Source organism: Pigmentiphaga soli, from assembly GCF_039541095.1.
GTDB lineage: Bacteria > Pseudomonadota > Gammaproteobacteria > Burkholderiales > Burkholderiaceae_B > Pigmentiphaga > Pigmentiphaga soli.
Map to the genome: position 1 here is coordinate 223184 of NZ_BAABFO010000001.1, position 17255 is coordinate 240438.

Consider the following 17255-nt stretch of genomic DNA (forward strand, 5'->3'; position numbering starts at 1 on the left):
CGTTCCATGAGGCACGGCGTCGTCGACGCGGCGGGTTTGAAGCGCATGCTCCATGACGGCGGCGAGATCGCGCTGCTCGACGTGCGCGAAGAGGGCGTGTTCGCGAAAGGGCACCTGTTGCTGGCGGCGCCGGCGCCGCTGTCGCAGCTGGAGATCCGGGCGCCGCTGCTGGTGCCGCGGCGGTCGGCGCGCGTGGTGCTGATGGACGCCGGCGAGGGCCTGGCCGAACGCGCCGCCACCGTGCTGGTCCGGCACGGCTACACCGACGTCGCGGTGCTGCAGCGCGGCCTGCAGGCGTGGATCGACGCGGGCTACGAGATCTATACCGGCGTCAACGTGCCGAGCAAGGCATTCGGCGAGTATGTCGAGCACCATGACCAGACGCCACGCGTGGACCCGGCCGAGGTCAAGGCCATGGTGGATCGGGGCGACGACCTGGTCATCCTCGACAGCCGCCCGCTGGACGAATACCGCAGCGTCAGCATCCCCGGCGCGATCGATTGTCCGGGCGCCGAGCTGGCCTATCGGGTGCACGACCTGGTGCGGTCCGGCGACACGCTGGTGGTGGTCAATTGCGGCGGCCGCACGCGCAGCATCATCGGCGCGCAATCGCTGCGCAACGCCGGCATTCCCAACCCCGTGGTCGCGCTCAAGAACGGCACGATGGGATGGCACCTGGCCGGCTTCCCGGTCGACCACGGCAAGGAGCGTACCGCGCCGCCGCCCACCGCGGACGGCCTGGCCAAGGCGCTGCAAGCGGCGGCGCGCGTCGCGCGGCGCTTCGGCGTGCGGTATCTCGACGCGGCCGGGCTCGACGCCTTCCGCCGTGAAGCCGATGCGCGCACCCTTTACCTGCTCGACGTGCGCAGCCCCGAGGAATACGCGCAAAGCCATCTGCGCGGCAGCGTCAGCGCGCCGGGCGGGCAACTGGTGCAGTCCACCGATGCCTACGCGGCGGTGCGCAACGCGCGCCTGGTCTTGATCGACGACCACGGCGTGCGGGCCACGATGACGGCGTCGTGGCTGCTGCAGATGGGCTGGGACGAGGTGTATGTCCTGCGCGACGCGCTGCGGTACGGCGAATGGGTGGCGGGGCCGCAGCAGGCCGCCGTGCTCGGCCTGGACGCCATCCATTGCCGCACGCTGCCGCCGCAGGCGCTGCAGGCCAGGGGCGACGAGGTCAGCGTGCTCGACCTCGACGCCAAGCCGCGCTACAAGGCCGGCCACATTCCGGGCGCCTGGCACGGCATCCGCGCCAACCTGGCCGCCAACCTGGGCCGGCTGCCGGCGGGCAGGCCGATCGTCGCGACCTCCGCCGACGGCGTGCTGGCCCGGCTGGCCGTGCCGGAGATCGAGGCCCTGACCGGCATCGCGGCCTATGCGCTGGAAGGAGGCACGCAGGCCTGGCGCGCCGCCGGGCTGCCGCTCGAACAAGGCGAAACGCGGCTGACCGACGACACCGACGACGTCTGGGTCAAGGTGCACGACCGCGCCGGCAACCGCGACCAGGCCATGAAGGACTACCTGAGCTGGGAAGTCGACCTGCTGACCCAGATCGGCCGCGACGACGACGCGCGCTTCCGCCGCTTCCCCGCCGCGCAGCAAGGCCCGACGACGAAGGAGACAGCATGAACACCACCGCCGCCAATGCCGCGCAGGCCGGCGCGCGCTCCGTTTCCGAACGGATCGCCGCCCATATCGCCGGGCTGGACTACGACGCGTTGCCGGCCGCGGTCGTCGAGCGGGCCAAGGCGCTGATGCTGGATACGCTGGCCGTGGCCTGGGCCGGCCGCGACGCGCCCGGCGCGCCCGAAGCCCATGGCCTGCTGGCGGCCGACGGCGGCAAGGCCGAAAGCACGGTATGGGGCTACGGCGGCAGGCTGCCGGCCTCGTCGGCCGCCTTCCTGAACAGCCTGTTCGGCGCGGCGCTCGACTACGACGCCGTCAACACCGTGCACGCCGACGTCTGCGTGCTGCCGGCGGCGCTGGCCATCGCCGAGCGCCAGCGCGTGGACGGCAAGGCCTTTCTCGCCGCCTACGTGGCCGGCGCCGACCTGGCCGCGCGGCTGGGCGGCGCGCTCACCGGCCGCCACAAAGGCTGGTTCACGACATCCATCTACGGTGTCTTCGGCGCTGCGGCGGCCTGCGCCCGCCTGCTCGGGCTCGACGCCGCCGCCACCGCGCATGCCTTCGGCATCGCGCTGAGCCAGGCTTCGGGCACGCAGCAGGCCAATATCGAACAGGCGCTCACCAAGCGCCTGCAATCCGCCTTCGCCGCGCGCGCGGGCGCGTTCTCGGCCTTGCTGGCCGGGCGCGGCGTAAGCGCGCCGCGCGAAGCGTTCGAGGGCAGATTCGGACTGTTCCAGCTGTACCAGGAAGGCGATCCCGGCAAGGTATTCGAGGGCCTGGGCGAGCGTTTCGCGCTGGCCCAGACCAATTTCAAAAAGTACCCGATCTGCGCGTGCAGCCACGCCGCGCTCGACGCCGCGTTCTCGCTGATCCGCGAGTACGGCCTGACGGCGGGCGACGTGACCGCGGTCGAGGTCATCCATTCGCCGCTGATGCACCGGCTGGTCGGCGCTCCTTTCGATCCCTCGTCCAATCCCCAGGTGGCGGCCCAGTTCAGCGTGCGCTATGCGCTGGCCAGCGCGCTGCTGCGGGGACACGTCGACCTGGACGACATCCAGGAAGACGCCGTGCTCGACCCGGCCGTGCGTGCGTTCACGCAGCGCATCGATGTCACGGTCGACGAAGCCAATACCAGTTCGCGGGCGCCGGCCACGGTCGTCATGCAGACCCGCCACGGCCGGCTGTCGCGTACCGCGAGCGCGTTTCCGTGGAGCGCCGAGGCGCCGCCGACCCCGGACGAACTGGCGCGCAAGGCCGACGCCTGTTTCGGCTACGGCCCGGCGCCGCTCGCGCCCGGCGCGCGCAAGATCCTGATCGACCGCGTGCGCGGCATCGAGGCGGTCGACGACATGTCCCGCTTTTTCGCGGACGTGCTCTGACCGCCGGCGGGCGACGCGAGCCACACCGCGCGCATCGTCCCACGGCGTTTCCCATCCCCTTCCTCATCGCGCGGCCGCCATGGATCCCAGCATCGCCAGACTCGCGGACTTCGCTTCCGCCCTGCGTTTCGAAGACATCGATGCCGGCACGGTTCACGACTGCAAGCGCCGCGTCATCGACGCGCTGGGCTGTGGCCTGGCCGCGTTCGACGCGCCGCCCGCCCGCATCGCGCGCAAGCTGGCCGGGCGCGTCGAGGTGCCGGGCGGCGCCTGCGTGCTCGGCACCGCGCACCGCACGCTGCCGGAACTGGCGGCGTTCGCCAACGGCGTCATGGTGCGCTACCTGGACGGCAACGATACCTTGCCGGGCGGGGGCGGCCATCCGAGCGATACGATCGCCGCCGTGTTCGCCGCGGCGCAGTGCGCCGGCGCCGGCGGCCGGCAGGCCATCGCCGCCATCGTGGCCGCCTACGAGGTCTACGCGGCGCTGTTCCAGGCCGTGAACCTGCGCGAGCGCGGGCTCGACCACGTGTTCTACACGGCGGTGGGCAGCGCCGCCGGCACGGGCTGCGTGCTGGGGCTGGACCGCGCGGCGATGGCGAACGCGATCGCGCTGGCCGTCACGCCAAACATCGCGCTGGAAGCCACCCGCCGCGGCGCGCTGTCGGAATGGAAAGGCTGCGCCGCGGCCAACGCCGCGCGCAACGGCCTGTTCGCCGCGCTGCTCGCGCGCGAGGGCCTGACCGGGCCGGCACGCGCGGTCGAAGGCGCGCACGGCCTGCGCGAACTGGTGGGCGATTTCGAGATCCCGCCGCTGCCGGCGCCCGGCGCCGGCTTCAGGATCACCCGCGCCCACTTCAAGCGCTTCCTGGCCGAGTTCCACGCGCAATCGCCGATCACCGCCGCGCTCGAACTGGCCGCCGCGGTCGACGCGCGCGAGATCGAGCGCATCACGCTGCATACCTACCACTTCGCCTGGAGCGAGGTCGGCAGCGAACCGGAGAAATGGCGGCCCACGTCGCGCGAGACGGCCGACCACAGCCTGCCCTACATGCTGGCCGCCACCCTCATCGACGGCCGCTTCAGCGACGAGATCTTCGAGCCGCGCCGGCTGGCGGACGAACGCATCCATGCGCTGTCGGCGCGGCTGTCGGTGGTGGAAGACCCGGAACTGAGCGCGCGTTTCCCCGCCTTCGTACCGTGCCGGCTGGAAATCGAGACCCGCGCCGGCGAGCGCCGCACCGCCACCGTCGACTATCCGCGCGGCCATGCCGGCAACCCGATGACGGACGACGAGATCGAGGACAAGTTCCGCGGCCTGGCCGGCCGCCGCCTGGACGGGGACCGGCTGGCGCAGGCGCTGCGCTTCCTGTGGCGCCTGGATGAACAGGCATCGCTGGACGGCCTCTGGCCGCTGTTGACCACACAGAAGGAGGAGACGACATGAAACGAAGCGTGCAAGGCATCCTGGCGGCCGCGCTGTGCGCGGTGTCGGCGCTGGCGGCGCCCGGCGCGGCACGGTCCGCCGACGGCTATCCGTCCAAGCCCATCCGCATCGTGATCCCGTTCGCGCCCGGCGGCACGGTCGACATCCTGGGGCGCGTGCTGGGCGAGAGCCTGGCCGCGAAACTGGGCCAGCCGGTGGTGATCGACAACCGGCCGGGGGCCGGCGGCAATATCGCCGCTGCGCTGGTGGCGCGGGCCGATCCCGACGGCTACACGCTGTTCCTCGGTTCGATGGGCACGCAGTCGATGAACGGCAGCATTTACTCCAAGCTGACCTTCGACCCGATCAAGGACTTCGCGCCGGTCACGCGGCTGGTCAACAGCGCCAACCTGCTGGTGGTGCATTCGTCGATCAAGGCCGGCTCGGTCAAGGAACTGATCGAATACCTGAAGGCGCGGCCCGGCCAGATCAACTACGCCAGCGCCGGCATCGGCAGCTTCAACCACATCTCGGCCGTGCTGTTCGAGATGATGGCCGGCGTCAAGATGACGCACGTGCCCTACAAGAGCGGCGGCCAGGCGCTGAACTCGGTGCTGGCCGGCGAGACCCAGCTGGTGTTCCAGACCATTCCGGCGGCGGTGCCGTACATCCAGTCGGGCCGGCTGCGGGCGCTGGCGGTCTGTTCGGAGTCGCGGCATCCGCTGTTCCCCGACCTGCCCACCGCCAGCGAATCCGGCCTGCCCGGCTTCGAGATCAATACCTGGTACGGGATGCTCGTGCCGGCCGGCACGCCGCGCGGCGTGATCGACAGGCTGCACGATGCGCTGCTGCAGATCCTGCAGGAGCCCGGCACGCAGAGGCGGCTGGCCGAACTGGGCCTGGACGCCGCCCCCGACACGCCCGACGAGTTCGCCGCGCTGATCCGCGCCGACGCCGTCAAGTGGGGCAAGGTGATCAAGACCGCCGGGCTGGAGGCCGAATGAGCGCCGGCGCGGCAGCGGGCACGCCGCCCGCCCTGCGCGAAGAGGGCAACCCCCGGCCCATGCGCGACGCCGTGGCCTGGGTGGTGGGCGGCTCGGGTTCGCTGGGCCGCGCCGTCGCCGACGCGCTGGCCGCCGCCGGCGCCCGGGTCGTCGTGTCGTCGCGCCACGCGGGCAACCGCTGGGCCGCGCGCGAAGGGCAGGGCGCCTGGCCGCACAGCGCGCTCGAGCTGGACCTGTCCGCCGGTGCGCGGGTGAACCGCGCCGCGCGCGAGATCGAGGAGCGCTGCGGCCGCATCGACCTGCTGGTCAATTGCAGCGCGGCGCCGATCTTCGGCGACTTCCTCGCGCTCACCGACGAGCAATGGGACGCCGTGCTGCAGGCCAAGCTGCTGGGCTATATGCGCACCATGCGGGCGGTGCTGCCGGGGATGGCCGAGCGTCGCGCCGGCGCCATCGTCAACATCAGCGGCCGCGGCGGCCGCCAGCCCACGCCGGCGCACCTGCCCGGCAGCTGCGCCAACGCGGCGGTCAACGTGCTGACCAAGGGCCTGGCCGACGCCTACGCGCCGTACGGCATCCGCATCAACGCCATCGCGCCGGGCCCGATCGACACCCCGCGCCACCACGAGATCGCCGACAGCAACGCCCAGCTCAAGTCCGCCGCCTCCAGGCGCCTGCCTCCGGTGGGCCGGCTCGGCGCGCCGCAGGACATCGCCGATGCCGTCCTGTTCCTGGCGGGGCCGTCGGCGGCGTTCATCTCGGGCATCACGCTGCCGGTGGACGGCGGCGGGACCGCCACCGTGTGAAGAAGGTGAAAAAGCGCGCGGCCCATGCGCGCAAGGAGGAGACATGAGGATCATCGAACCCATCGCCATCGCAACGGCCGCCTGTCTGTGCGTGGCCGCCGGCAGCGCCGGCGCGGCGCAGAATTTCCCCAACCGGCCGATACGCATCCTGGTCGGCTACCAGCCGGGCGGCGCCGCCGACCTGGTCGCCCGCGTCGCGGCCGAGGGCCTGGCCGCCAAGCTGGGCCAGCAGGTGGTGGTGGAAAACCGCCCCGGCGCCGGCGGGCTGATCGCCAACGAGACGGTCGCCAACGCGCCGCCCGACGGCTACATGCTGCTGCTGGTGAACTCTTCGTTCGCCTACCTGCCGACGATGTATTCGAAGCTCAAGTTCGACACCGTCAGGGATTTCATGCCGGTGGCGCTGCTGGCGACGACGCAGAACGTGCTGGTGGTCAACGCCGGCCTGCCGGTCCACAACGTCAAGGAGCTGGTGGCGCTGGCCAAGTCCAGGCCCGGCAAGCTGAGCTATGCGTCGGGCGGGGCGGGCGGCTCCACCCACTTGTCGACCGAGTTGTTCAAGAGCATGACCGGCACCGACATCCTGCACATCCCGTACAAGGGCAACGCGCCGTCGATCGCCGATCTCAGTTCGGGGCAGGTCGACATGACCATCGGCCCGATCCCGGCGCTGCTGCCGTTCATCGGCACGGACGCCACCAAGCTGCGCGCGCTGGCCACCAGCGGCTCCAGGCGCACGCCCATGCTGCCCGACCTGCCCACCATTTCCGAGGCCGGCGTGCCCGGCTACGACGCCGGCTCCTGGTACGGCTTCATGCTGCCGGCCAATACGCCGCCCGACATCCGCGACACGCTGGAACGCGCCTTCGTCGCGGTCGGCAAGTCCGACGCCTTCGTCCAGCAGCTCAAGACCGCGGGCGCCGAGCCGTCGGTGATGCCGGCCGAGGAATTCCGCCGCTTCGTCGCCAGCGAGACCGACAAGTGGGGAAAGATCATCCGCCAGGCAGGAATCCGGGGCGACTGAGGCGCCCCATCGATACAGCAGAAGGAGCATTCCATGGCTGAAACCCAGGGCGGCGCGCAGCGTCCCCGCACCATGTTCGAGAAGATCTGGGCGCGTCACGTCATCGCCGAGCGCGAGGGCGGCGAGTCGCTCATCTACATCGACCGCAATTTCGTCCACGAGGGCCCGTTCTACGCCTTCGACGGCCTGCGGCTGGAAAACCGCAAGATCCACCGGCCGCTGCGGCAGTTCGCGATCGCCGACCACTACGTTCCTTCCAAGGACCGCCCGGCCGGCGTGGTGCAGATCGCCGATCCCGACATCCGGCGCATGGTCGAGCAACTGGAGCGCAATGCCCGCGACTTCGGCATGCCGCTGATCGCCATGAACGATCCGCGCCAGGGCATCATGCACGTGGTGGCGGCCGAACTGGCGATGGCGCAGCCCGGCATGATCACCACCGCGGCCGATTCGCACACCACCAGCATCGGCGCCTTCGGCACGCTCGCCTTCGGCGTCGGCGCCTCCGAGATCAAGCACATCCTCGCCACCCAGTCGCTGTGGTTCCGCCGCCCCAGGACGCTGCGGGTCACGGTCGAGGGCGCGCTGCCGCGCGGCGTCACGGCCAAGGACGTGATCCTGGCCATCGTCGGCAAGGTCGGGCTGGCGGGCGGCACCGGCCACGTCATCGAATACGCCGGCCCGGCCGTGCGCGCGATGACGATGGAGCAGCGCATGACGATGTGCAATATGTCGATCGAGATGGGCGCGCGCGCCGGCATGGTGGCCCCCGACGACACTACCTATGCCTATCTCGAGGGCCGCCAGTACGCGCCGTCCGCTGCCCATTGGGAACAGGCGGTGGCGTTCTGGCGTACGCTGCCTTCCGATCCCGGCGCGCAATTCGACAAGGAGGTGGCGGTGGACGCCGCGGCGATCGAGCCGATGGTGACCTGGGGCAACCTGCCCGAGCACGCGCTGCCGATCACTGCGCGCGTGCCGCATCCGGACGACGCCGTCGACGCCAAGCAGCGGGCCCACTTCGAGCGCGCGCTGGCCTATATGAAGCTCGAACCGGGAATGCCGCTGACCGAGGTCACCGTCGACCGCGTGTTCATCGGCTCCTGCACCAACGCGCGCTTCGAAGACCTGGCCGCGGCCGCCGAGGTGCTGAAGGGCCGGCGCGCGGTGGTGCCGGCCATGGTTTCGCCCGGCTCGAGCGACGTCAAGCGGCGGGCCGAAGCGGCGGGCCTGGACCTGATCTTCAAGGCGGCCGGCTTCGAATGGCGCGACTCGGCGTGTTCGATGTGCGTCGGCTCGAATGGCGATTTCCCGCAGCCCGGCGAGCGCTGCGTGTCGACCTCGCCGCGCAACTACGAGAACCGGCAGGGCCGCGGCGTGCGCACCCATCTGGCCAGCCCGGCGATGGCGGCGGCCGCCGCCGTGACCGGCCGGCTGACCGACGTCCGCACCCTCACCTGAACCTGGAGCGCACCGCATGGAACCGTTCACCCGACTGACCGCGATCGCCGCGCCGCTGGACCGCGCCGACGTCGACACCGACATGCTCATCCCGCAGCGCTTCCTGCGCAAGCCGCTGACGGTGGGCTACCGCAACTTCCTGTTCTACAACGACCGCTTCGACGCCGACGGCCGGCTCAAGGGCGATTTCGTGCTGGATCGCGAGCCCTACACCCGCACCCGCATCATCGTATCGGGCCCGAACTTCGGCTGCGGCTCCACGCGCGAGGGCGCGGTCTACGCCGTGGTCGACTTCGGCATCCGCGCGGTCATCGCGCCCAGCTTCGGTCCGTTCTACGCCACCAACGCCTACCAGAACGGCCTGCTGCCGGTGGTGCTGCCGGAAGCGTCGGTGCGCGCGCTGCTCGACCAGCTGCAGGCGGCGCCCGGCGCCGAACTGACCATCGACCTGCCGACGCAGACCGTGACCGACCCGGCCGGCCGGCAGTACCGCTTCGAGATCGAGCCGGCGCGCAAGGAGCGCATGCTCGAAGGCATCGACGATATCGCCGCCACCGAGAAATTCGCCGCCGAGCGCGACGCGCTCGAACGCCGGCTGGACGCCGAGACGCCCTGGCTGGCCGGGCGCCAGCTGCAGGAACTGGTGCCGTGACGGCGGCGCCGCTCACCGCCGCGCTGGGCGAGTATGTCGCCGGCCTGCGCTACCGCGACATTCCCGGCGACGTCCTGGCGATCGCCAGGCAGGGCATCGTCGATTGCGTGGGCGTGATGCTGGCCGGCTCGATCGAGCCCGCGGTCGACGCCGTGCGGCAGGCCTTCGAGGCCGACACCGGCGGCGGCGCATCGTCGGTCTGCTTCGGCGCCCGGCGCGCGCCGGCGCACGTCGCCGCCTGGATCAACGGCACGGCCGCGCACGTGCTGGACTACGACGACGTGGCGCTCAAGGGCAGCCATCCGAGCGCGGTGCTGGTGCCGGCGATCCTGGCCGAGGCCGAAGCGCTGGGGGCGAGCGGCGCCGACGTGCTGCGCGCCTACGTGGCCGGCTTCGAAACCTGGGGCGAGCTGATCGCGCGCGACGCGGGCAATTACCAGCGCAAGGGCTGGCATCCGACCGGCGTGTTCGGCGCGGTGGGCGCGGCCGCCGCCTGCGCCGCGCTGCGCGGCGCCACGCCCGGACAGGCCTCGCGCGCGCTTGGCATCGCCGCCTCGCATGCCAGCGGCGTGATGGCCAATCTCGGCTTCATGGCCAAGCCCACCCACGCCGGCAAGGCCGCCGCCTGCGGACTGCTGGCGGCCCGCTTCGCCGCCTGCGGCGTGAGCGCGGCGCCCGATGCGATCGAGCATCCGCAGGGCTATCTGCACGCGTTGTCGCCGCAGGGCGAGGTCGACCTGCGGCGGCCCCCTGCGCTGCCGCCGGCGCGCTGGCGCCTGCGCGAACAGGGCCTGGCGATCAAGCAATACCCCGTCTGCTACCGCGCCCACCGCGCGATCGACGCCATGCTGGGGCTGGTGCGCGAGCACGGCATCGGCGCGGCCGACGTGGAATCGGTCACGGTGCGCTTCAGCCAGTCGCACTCGGTGATCCTGAAGAACCATCGGCCGTTGACGGCGATCGACGCCAAGTTCAGCATCGAGTTCGCGCTGGCCTGCGCGCTGCTGCGCCGGCGCGTGGGCCTGCGCGACCTGGACGACGCTTTCGTGGCCAGCCCCGACGTCCAGCGCCTGATCCCGCGGGTGCGCATCGAGATCGAGCCGCAAGAGCAGGCCGGGACATCGGGCTACGCGCCCTACGACCTGGTGCGCGTGCAGCTGGCGGGCGGCGCCATACTCGAAAGCGAACATGTACGCCATGCCCGCGGCGATCCGCAGGCTCCGCTGACGCCCACGCAATTGTGGGCCAAGTTCGAGGACTGCGTGGCCTGGTCCGGCATCGCGCTCGACGCGAAGGCATTGTTCGACGCGCTGCGCGAGCTCGAACACCGCGCTTCGGTGGCCGAGCTGTTTCCCAAGATATGAAATGCCGTTCTTTTCATATGTATCGCTGTGATATAGTCGATAAAAACCGACTCTCTACGTTGTATAGATTTTGGACAAGACGGCTGCCAAGGCACTGCGCGCATTCGAGCACATGTGCCGCATCGAAAAACCCATCGGTGTGAGCGCGCTCGCCGCCAAGCTGGAAATCACCAAGAGCAACGCGCATCGCATTCTCGGCACCCTGGTCGGGACGGGCTATGTGCAGCAGCTGGAAAACGGCGAGTACTTTCCCACGCTCAAGGTGTGGGAGCTGGGCAGCATGCTGCTCAGCCGGCTCGATTTCGTCCAGATCGCCAAGCCGCACCTGAAGCGGCTCAACGACGCCACCGGCGAGCAGGTCTACCTTGCCTCCATGAGCAGCGGCGCCGTCGTCTATCTCGACGTATTCGCCAGCAAGCATCCCATCCGTACCTATGCGTCGATCGGCAGCACCGCGCCGCTGCACTGCACCGCCTCCGGCAAGGTGCTGCTGGCGTACAACCCCGCCTTCGCCGACGAATATCTGGCCGCGCCGTTGAAGAAGTTCACCGGGCGCACGGTCACGCGCATCACCGAGGCCCGCAAGCTGCTCGACGACATCCGCAGGAAGGGCTTCGCCATCAACGATGGCGAATGGCACGACGGCGTATGCGGCGCGGCGGCGCCGATCCATACGGCTTTCCGCGAAGGCGTCGCCGCCATCGGCATTTCGGCGCTGAAGGAAAGAACCCCGCGCGCCAAGCTCAACCGCTTCGCGGAAGAAGTGGCCCAGGCCTCGGAGCGCATCTCGCGCGAGCTGGGCTACCGGCCTTCGCTGCAGCAGGCTTCAGGCTAGGCCTGCCAGCAGTTCGCGGGCGTCGGCCAGTTCGTCCAGCCGCGCCACCCGTTCCATCAGCTTCCTCGCCTGCGCCGGCGCAAGCGGCCGGGCGCCGGCCTGCAGGCAGTCGAGCGCCTTGGCGGCGAGATCGGCGTCGTCCAGCGGCGATTCCGGCGAGCCGGGAATATGCTCTACGTGCCGTTCCCGCCGGCTGCCGTCGGACGCCCGCAGCGCGACGGTGGCCGCGCGGCGGTTGCCCCAGGCCGGATCGACCCTGACCCCGATCGCGCGCGCGAACCGGCCCACGGCCGGATCGAGCACGGCCTGCGGCTCGATGTCGGCCACGCCGAAACGCCCCCGCATCAATGCCGCCGCCACCGAATACTGCACGCTGAATTGCGCCGCCACCTGCGGATCCGTCGACGGATCGAAAGGCGCCCCGACCAGCCGGTCGACGTAGGGCGAGATGGTGACCTCGACGGCCAGCCCGGCCGTGTCGACCGGGCCTTCGCGCGCCAGCCGCAGCGCGGCTTCGATCGCCGTGTGATTGCAGGCGCAACTGGGAAAGCGCTTGATGCCGGTTTCCACGTGCGGGTAATGGGCGCCCAGGCCGTCGAACAGCAGCGCGGGTTCGCCGGGCTGGTACAGATCGTAGAAGCCGAAGCGGCCTTCGAAGGCCTCGCGCGCCGCGGTGATGCCGCGCGCCGCCAGTTGCGCCGAGAGCACGCCGGCCTGGGCCGCGAACGCCGACGAATAGCGCTTGACCAGGCTGCGCTCGATGTTCGGCAGCTGCGTGGCGCAGGCCTGGTTCACCGCGATGCCGAAGGCATGCATGGTCTGATCGGCGTCCAGCTTGAGCAGGCGGGCGGCTGCCGCCGCCGCGCCCATGATGCCGTAGATCGCCGTGTGGTACCAGCCCTTGTGCGGCAGCGAGGAGGCCGCGCCGATGCGCGTGACCACGTCGTTGCCCAGCACCAGCGCGGCGGCCAGTTCGCGGCCGGTGGCGCCGCAGCGCTCGGCCACCGCCAGCGCCGCCGGCAGCACCACGCTGTCGGCGTGCACGCTGCCGCGCTCGGTGGCCCGAACGCCGTCGAAATCCAGCGCCGCCGCCGCGGCGCTGTTGAGAAAGGCCGCCGAACGCGCGGGCACTTTCGCGCCGGCCGCCCATACGCTGGCCTGGGGCTGGCCGCCTTCTTCCACGATTTCGGCGCGCACCTGCGGGATGCCGGGCGCCGAGGTGCCGGCCCAGGCCACGGCCAGCGTATCGAGCGCCATGCGCCTGGCCGCGGCGACGGCGGCCGAGGGCAGGTCGGCCCAGGCCGTCCCGGCCACGTGGGCGGCCAGCCTGGCCGAAATGGTGGCGGGCGCCACGGCCGCTACGCCGCCTGCCGCGGCGGCTGGTCCGGCGTCAGGATCCGCTCGGCGTTGCCGGACCAGATCAGCGCCTTGTCGGCGTCCGGAATATGCGGGTTGGCCGAGAACAGCTGGACATCCTTGTATTTCATGCGGCCGCCTGGGTCGTCGTGCGGGTAGTCGGTGGCGAACAGGAATTGCGAGGCGCCGAACAGCCCGACCGCCTCGGCCAGTTCCGGCTCCTCGGTCTCGATCGTGAAATGCAGATTGGTCTTGAAGTAGTGGCTGGGCGCGCGTTTGTTCTTGGCCTTGTAGTCTTCGGCCGAGACGATGCGCTTGCCGCCTTCCAGCTTGCGGTAGTTGAAGCGCGGCGCGGCGTCTTCGGATTCGTAGTCGACCACTTCGTTGTTGAATACCGAATCCAGGTGCGCCACCAGCGGCTTGATGAAGCTGACGCCGGCCTCGGTGAAGACGAAATTGAGGGCCGGGAAGTCGTCGAGCAGGCCGCTGGTGACCAGCGATACCAGGCTCATCTGGCCCTCCTGCGGCGCCAGCGCGTCGAGCCCGTTGTACTGGTAGTTGAGCAGGTTGGTGATGCGGTGGCCGTGCTGGATGTTGTGCAGGAACAGCGGCATGTGCAGCGCCTCGGCCCGCCTGAAGAACGGCCACAGCTCGCGGTGGTTGCCGAGCGGATCGGAAAAGCAGTGTTCGCGCACGGGGAACACCTTGTCGAGGATGACCGCCCGGAAGCCGTTGGCACAGGCCCATTCCATCTCGGCGATGGCGCCGTCCACGTCCTGCAGCGCGACCAGCGCGCCGCCGATCAGGCGGTCGGGATAGCGCCGGATCAGGTTCAGGATCGACAGGTTCCAGGAATGCGCCATGGCGGTGGCCAGCCGCGGCTCGACCAGGTAGGAGAACATGGTCGAGGTGAGCTGGGGGAACAGGAACTGCTTTTCGATGCCGAGCCTGTCGTAATCGGCCAGGCGTTCCTCGATGTAGTAGGTGCCCCGGTAGCGCGAGCCGGTGCCCGGCGGCGGCAGCGGCGTGGCCCCGGGCACGCGCGGCGGTTCGCCGGGAAAGCTGACGTCGGTCAGCAGCCCCGAGGCGTCCCAGGTGAAGCGCGGCCGCAGCGCCTCGAATTCCGCCCCGACGTAGTCGTAGACATCGGGCGGCAGGAAATGGGTATCGGCGTCGATGATCATGGCTGTCTCGTCCGGTCGTGCGATACGGGGTTTCGAATATTGGAGTATCCGGAATAGCCTACTCCGGAGCGCCGGCAGTCGCAATCATATGTTCTGAATATTAGAACCATTTTCCAAAAAAATTGACATCGCCGGGGCTTGTCCGTAAATTACGCAGCCTGCAAGGTCCGCCGCCGCGTCCGCGGCGGCGCCGTTCCAACCTCTCATCCTGCGGGTCCGCTCATGATCATCGACATGGATACCCACATCCTCCCGCGCGACATCTACGACCACGTCAGCGGCAAGACCGCCGACCTGCGCCCGCGCTTCGAGTTCGACGGCTCGGGAGTCCTCGTGAACTGGAGCTTCCCCGGCAACCACGTGGTGCCGGGCACGACCCCGCTGCCGCCGCCCGGCGCCGGCGGCCGGCACCCGGGCCTGACGGACATGGAGCACCGCCTGGAGGAGTACGACAAGCTCGGCATCGAGAAACAGCTCCTGCTGCCCCAGTTCTCCGCCATCTACTTCAACTACACGCTGGAGCCCGAGCTGGCGTCGCAGATGGCGCACTCGTACAACCTCAGCATCCTCGACCTGCTGCAGAAGTACCCTGGCCGGCTGATCGGCTCGGCGCTGGTCGCGCTGCAGGACGTGGACGGCGCCATCGCCGAGATGGAATGGGCGCGCAACAACGGCTTCCAGTCGGTGGCGGTCGACAAGGTCTATCCGGTGCGGGAGCACCAGTTCTCGGAAACGCTGGGCAGCCGGCGCGAGCTGTGGCCGTTCTTCAAGCGGGCCGAAGCGCTGGGCATGCCGATCGTGCTGCACAACATCCAGCACGGCCACCGCATCAGCAACCTCGGCATCTTCCAGCACGACGGGCTCGACATCGTGGCGCCGGCCGAAGGCCAGCTCAGCCTGGTTTCGCTGTGCACCAGCGGCCTGTTCGACGACTGTCCCGGCCTGAAGGTGGTCTTCACCGAGGCCGGCTCGGCCTTCATCAAGCCGCTGATCGAACGCTTCGACGCGGCCTACGTGAAGCCGCCCCTCAACTACGAAGACGAAGACGCCCAGGCGCGTTTCCACCGGCGCGTCAAGCCCGGCGGAGAGCGCCTGTCGGCCGGCAAGCGCATCACGTCGATCGAGCGCTACGAAAGCCGCAACCGGGAACCCGTCAGCCACTATTTCCGCAAGAACCTGTTCTTCACGATCGAGACCGAGGAACCGGAGCTGCCCGACTCCATCGCGCTGCTCGGCGCCTCGCAATTCCTGTTTGCCACCGACTACCCGCACGACGACCCGGGCGGCCGCATGAAATACAAGGACGTCCAGCTGCTGCGCGACCACCCCGGCATTTCCGAAGCCGACAAAGACATCATCCGCAGCGGTTCGGCGCTAAGCATGTTGTCCCCCCCTACGCGCTTCGCGCGCCCCCCAGGGGGCGGTGCGAACGGACCGGCGGAGCCGGATCCGTCGCATCCTGGGTCGTGAGCTTAAAAACCGAAAGGGAAGCGAGAAAGACATGACCATCAAGACTGACGTGCTGGTCGTCGGCGGCGGTAACGCCGCGCTGTGCGCCGCGCTGGCGGCCCGCGCGCAGGGCGTTTCGGTAACGGTGCTGGAACGGGCGCCGGAAGACGAGCGGGGCGGCAACAGCCGCTTCACCGAGGGCTCGATGCGCTTCGCGTTCAACGGCCTGGACGACCTGCTCGAGGTGGTGCCCGACCTGACCGAAGACGAAAGGCAGAACACCGATTTCGGCAGCTACCCCGAAGACGAATTCTTCGACGACCTGTACCGCGTCACCGACTACCGCAGCGATCCCGACCTGGCCGAGGTGCTGGTGCGGCGCAGCTTCGACACCGTCTGCTGGCTGCGCTCGCTGGGCCTGCGCTACGTGCCCAAGTACGGCAAGCAGGCCTACAAGGTGGGCGGCAAGTTCAAGTTCTCCGGCGGCGTCATCGTGGAAGTGGTCGGCGGCGGCGCCGGCCTGGTCGACTCGCTGTACAAGCTGGCCGCCGACCGCGGCATTGACGTCCGCTACGATGCCCGCGCGCTGTCCCTGATCGCCGACGACGGCGGCGTGCATGGCGTGCGCGCCCGCATCGGCGGCAAGACGCAAGACGTGCAGGCCGGCGCCGTCGTTCTCGCCTGCGGCGGCTTCGAGGCCAACGCCGAATGGCGCGCCCGCTACCTCGGCCCGGGCTGGGACCTGGCCAAGGTGCGCGGCTCGCGCTTCAACACCGGCGACGGCCTGCGCATGGCGATCGATGCCGGCGCGCTGCCGTTCGGCAACTGGTCGGGCTGCCACGTGGTGGCCGGCGACCTCAACGCGCCCAATTACGGCGACCTGAAATTCGGCGACGCCTTCCAGAAGCACAGCTACCCCTTCGGCGTGCTGATCAACGCCGAAGGCCGCCGCTACTTCGACGAAGGCTCCGACTTCCGGATGTACACCTACGTCGAATGCGGCCTGGCGCTGGCGCGCCAGCCCAAGCAGCTGGCCTACCAGGTGTTCGACAACAAGGTGCTGCACCTGCTGCGCGACGAATACCGGCTGCGCAGCGTGACCAAGGTGCGCGCCGACACGCTGGAGGAACTGGCGCGCAAGCTGGAGGGCGTCAACGGCGACCAGTTCCTGGCCACGATCCGCGAATACAACGCCGCGGTGCAGGCCGGCACGCCGTTCGATCCCAACAGCAAGGACGGCCGCCGCACCGTCGGGCTGGCCGTGAACAAGTCCAACTGGGCCAACACCATCGACGAAGGACCGTTCGAGGCCTACCCCGTCACGGCCGGCATCACCTTCACCTTCGGCGGGCTGAAGGTGAACCCGCGGGCCGAGGTGCAGGACGTCGACTCGCGCGTCATTCCCGGGTTGTACACCGCCGGCGAGATGGTGGGCGGGCTGTTCTATTCCAACTATCCCGGCGGCAGCGGGCTCATCTCGGGGGCGGTGTTCGGGCGCGTGGCCGGCACGTCGGCGGCGGAGTTCGTGCAGGGCAGGTGATCCCGACCGCCGGCGCGGCATGTCCGCCGCGGACGGCGGACCAGGACTGCCCGGCCGCCCCGGGCGCTTTCCCGCCGCGCCATGAGCGGCGCAGGCGCACGCTTGTCGTACATCGGCGCCCCGGCGGCCACCCCGCAGCCCGCAGG

The 17255-nt window shown here is 70.1% G+C and carries 14 protein-coding genes; 12 read left to right on the forward strand and 2 right to left on the reverse strand.

Annotated elements, in window-relative coordinates; genetic code table 11:
- Nucleotides 1-6 precede the first annotated feature (6 nt).
- The 10 genes from ABD927_RS01185 (at nt 7) to ABD927_RS01230 (ending at nt 11580) form a co-directional block, all read left to right on the forward strand.
- Nucleotides 7-1632: a rhodanese-like domain-containing protein gene (locus tag ABD927_RS01185; protein ID WP_345245475.1), complete on the forward strand. Its 1626-nt coding sequence runs from the start codon at nt 7-9 to the stop codon at nt 1630-1632.
- Nucleotides 1629-3008, forward strand: a complete 1380-nt coding sequence (locus ABD927_RS01190; RefSeq protein ID WP_345245477.1) for an MmgE/PrpD family protein — start codon at nt 1629-1631, stop codon at nt 3006-3008. The genes ABD927_RS01185 and ABD927_RS01190 overlap by 4 nt, the downstream gene beginning before the upstream one ends.
- Before the next feature lie 79 nt (nt 3009-3087).
- Nucleotides 3088-4455, forward strand: coding sequence for an MmgE/PrpD family protein (locus tag ABD927_RS01195; RefSeq protein ID WP_345245479.1), 1368 nt, complete (start codon nt 3088-3090; stop codon nt 4453-4455).
- Nucleotides 4452-5438: a Bug family tripartite tricarboxylate transporter substrate binding protein gene (locus tag ABD927_RS01200; protein WP_345245481.1), complete on the forward strand. Its 987-nt coding sequence runs from the start codon at nt 4452-4454 to the stop codon at nt 5436-5438. Before ABD927_RS01195 ends, ABD927_RS01200 begins: the two co-directional genes overlap by 4 nt.
- On the forward strand, nt 5435-6244 hold the full coding sequence (locus tag ABD927_RS01205; protein WP_345245483.1) for an SDR family NAD(P)-dependent oxidoreductase: 810 nt from the start codon (nt 5435-5437) through the stop codon (nt 6242-6244). Before ABD927_RS01200 ends, ABD927_RS01205 begins: the two co-directional genes overlap by 4 nt.
- A 43-nt stretch (nt 6245-6287) precedes the next feature.
- Nucleotides 6288-7268, forward strand: a complete 981-nt coding sequence (locus ABD927_RS01210) for a Bug family tripartite tricarboxylate transporter substrate binding protein (RefSeq protein WP_345245485.1) — start codon at nt 6288-6290, stop codon at nt 7266-7268.
- Nucleotides 7269-7301: 33 nt separating this feature from the next.
- Nucleotides 7302-8729 (forward strand): 3-isopropylmalate dehydratase large subunit, encoded by a 1428-nt coding sequence (gene leuC / locus ABD927_RS01215; protein WP_345245487.1) that lies wholly within the window; start codon nt 7302-7304, stop codon nt 8727-8729.
- Nucleotides 8730-8745: 16 nt separating this feature from the next.
- Complete coding sequence (gene leuD / locus ABD927_RS01220; RefSeq protein ID WP_345245489.1) at nt 8746-9381, forward strand: 3-isopropylmalate dehydratase small subunit; 636 nt, start codon at nt 8746-8748, stop codon at nt 9379-9381.
- Nucleotides 9378-10745: an MmgE/PrpD family protein gene (locus ABD927_RS01225; protein ID WP_345245491.1), complete on the forward strand. Its 1368-nt coding sequence runs from the start codon at nt 9378-9380 to the stop codon at nt 10743-10745. The genes leuD and ABD927_RS01225 overlap by 4 nt, the downstream gene beginning before the upstream one ends.
- Before the next feature lie 70 nt (nt 10746-10815).
- Nucleotides 10816-11580 (forward strand): IclR family transcriptional regulator, encoded by a 765-nt coding sequence (locus tag ABD927_RS01230; protein WP_345245493.1) that lies wholly within the window; start codon nt 10816-10818, stop codon nt 11578-11580.
- On the opposite strand, the gene ABD927_RS01235 is transcribed toward ABD927_RS01230, so the two are convergent.
- A complete protein-coding gene (locus ABD927_RS01235) occupies nt 11572-12933 on the reverse strand; it encodes an MmgE/PrpD family protein (protein WP_345245495.1) in 1362 nt (453 codons plus the stop codon). The two genes, ABD927_RS01230 and ABD927_RS01235, sit on opposite strands and share 9 nt — an antisense overlap.
- A gap of 5 nt (nt 12934-12938) precedes the next feature.
- The gene (locus ABD927_RS01240; RefSeq protein ID WP_345245497.1) at nt 12939-14120 is read right to left on the reverse strand and encodes an amidohydrolase family protein; all 1182 of its coding nucleotides are present in this window, start codon (nt 14118-14120) and stop codon (nt 12939-12941) included.
- A gap of 222 nt (nt 14121-14342) precedes the next feature.
- Between ABD927_RS01240 and ABD927_RS01245 the strand changes: the two genes are divergently transcribed.
- Nucleotides 14343-15590, forward strand: coding sequence for an amidohydrolase family protein (locus ABD927_RS01245; RefSeq protein WP_345245499.1), 1248 nt, complete (start codon nt 14343-14345; stop codon nt 15588-15590).
- Between the two features lie 31 nt (nt 15591-15621).
- Nucleotides 15622-17109, forward strand: a complete 1488-nt coding sequence (gene tcuA / locus ABD927_RS01250; RefSeq protein ID WP_345245501.1) for an FAD-dependent tricarballylate dehydrogenase TcuA — start codon at nt 15622-15624, stop codon at nt 17107-17109.
- Nucleotides 17110-17255: the final 146 nt, after the last annotated feature.

Excerpts from the sequence above, each read along its gene's own strand:
- leuD (WP_345245489.1), top strand. The coding sequence starts at position 8,746 with ATGGAACCGTTCACCCGACTGACCGCGATCGCCGCGCCGCTGGACCGC.
- ABD927_RS01205 (WP_345245483.1), top strand. The coding sequence starts at position 5,435 with ATGAGCGCCGGCGCGGCAGCGGGCACGCCGCCCGCCCTGCGCGAAGAG.
- ABD927_RS01185 (WP_345245475.1), top strand. The coding sequence starts at position 7 with ATGAGGCACGGCGTCGTCGACGCGGCGGGTTTGAAGCGCATGCTCCAT.
- leuC (WP_345245487.1), top strand. The coding sequence starts at position 7,302 with ATGGCTGAAACCCAGGGCGGCGCGCAGCGTCCCCGCACCATGTTCGAG.
- ABD927_RS01195 (WP_345245479.1), top strand. The coding sequence starts at position 3,088 with ATGGATCCCAGCATCGCCAGACTCGCGGACTTCGCTTCCGCCCTGCGT.
- ABD927_RS01210 (WP_345245485.1), top strand. The coding sequence starts at position 6,288 with ATGAGGATCATCGAACCCATCGCCATCGCAACGGCCGCCTGTCTGTGC.
- ABD927_RS01245 (WP_345245499.1), top strand. The coding sequence starts at position 14,343 with ATGATCATCGACATGGATACCCACATCCTCCCGCGCGACATCTACGAC.
- ABD927_RS01200 (WP_345245481.1), top strand. The coding sequence starts at position 4,452 with ATGAAACGAAGCGTGCAAGGCATCCTGGCGGCCGCGCTGTGCGCGGTG.
- tcuA (WP_345245501.1), top strand. The coding sequence starts at position 15,622 with ATGACCATCAAGACTGACGTGCTGGTCGTCGGCGGCGGTAACGCCGCG.
- ABD927_RS01240 (WP_345245497.1), bottom strand. The coding sequence starts at position 14,120 with ATGATCATCGACGCCGATACCCATTTCCTGCCGCCCGATGTCTACGAC.
- ABD927_RS01190 (WP_345245477.1), top strand. The coding sequence starts at position 1,629 with ATGAACACCACCGCCGCCAATGCCGCGCAGGCCGGCGCGCGCTCCGTT.